We start from the raw sequence: 1,034 nt of genomic DNA on the forward strand, positions 1-1,034 counted from the left end.
TGTGACAGTCAAGATCAGAGAGACAGGCGTGTCGTCTTGATGCAGAAGAGAGGTAGGCGATTAGTAGTTTGTGATTTTATCGGTACAGTGACTACCGGGATGTACACCGTGCTGAACACGCATGCCCAGAACGACGCGATGCCGATCGGCGCGCCGGACGCGACCGCCGAGCAGTGCACGTCGTCGGCGCCGAGCCGCGCGGCGGCGTGCGCGGCGAGGAAGGCGAGGTCGGTCATCACTCAGGCCAGCGCCGGTTTCTTCAGCAGGATCTCGAAGCCGAGCGCGCCGAGCCCCGCGCTCGGGCTGTAGATCGACGCGACTTCCGCGAGGCCGGCTTCGGCGACGAGCGCATGCGCTTCGTCGAGCGTGATCTTTTCCTCGACGTGGGTCGGCGGATAGTCGGCGGCGGCGCGCATCTCGGTGAAGCGGTCGAGCAGGTGCTTCGGCGCGTCGCGGCGCATGTCGTGCACGAGCGCGATGCCGCCCGGTTCCAGCACGCGATACATCTCGGTGAGGCTGAGTGCCTTGTTCGGCAGGTGGTGCAGCGTCGCGCGGCCGACCGCCATCGTCAGCGTGCCGTCGTCGAACGGCAGCGCGAGCGCGTCGCCGACGCGCATCTCGATCGTGTCGTCGAGATCGAGTTCATGGATGCGCGGGCGGCCTTCGTCGAGCATCGCCGGATCGAGGTCGATGCCGACGTAGCGCCAGCCGCGCATCGCCGGATCGGTCGCGAGCCGCACCGGCACGACGCCGGTGGCCGTGCCGATGTCGGCGATCACGCCGGGCGTCATCCCGCGCGCGAGCTGGCGGATGCGGCTGATGAACAGCAGGTCCCACGGTTCGAGCGTTTCGGTGGCGAAGCGATCATAGTCGTTCGCCGGGCGCAGGTTCTTGAGCAGCATGACGTTCCTTTTGCAGAAGGGTGCCGAAGGGATGAAGGGATCACAGCCAGCCGACCGGCACGGCGGCCAGCAGCCGTCGCGCGGTCGCGCTGTTGACGCCGAAAGCCGGGCGGCGGCGGCGCTCGACCGCAT

General features: G+C 67.6%; 2 protein-coding genes. Both read right to left on the reverse strand.

Features of this window, described 5'->3' with window-relative positions; translation table 11 throughout:
- Positions 1-14 precede the first annotated feature (14 nt).
- Positions 15-236 carry a hypothetical protein gene (locus G3N99_RS40900; protein ID WP_206125273.1) on the reverse strand — a complete coding sequence of 74 codons (222 nt, stop codon included), beginning with the start codon at positions 234-236 and terminating at the stop codon, positions 15-17.
- 3 nt (positions 237-239) lie between these two features.
- Positions 240-902: a class I SAM-dependent methyltransferase gene (locus tag G3N99_RS40905; RefSeq protein ID WP_206125272.1), complete on the reverse strand. Its 663-nt coding sequence runs from the start codon at positions 900-902 to the stop codon at positions 240-242.
- Between the last annotated feature and the right edge of the window lie 132 nt (positions 903-1,034).

This window comes from Burkholderia sp. Ac-20392 (assembly GCF_017104585.1).
GTDB classification, from domain to species: domain Bacteria; phylum Pseudomonadota; class Gammaproteobacteria; order Burkholderiales; family Burkholderiaceae; genus Burkholderia; species Burkholderia lata.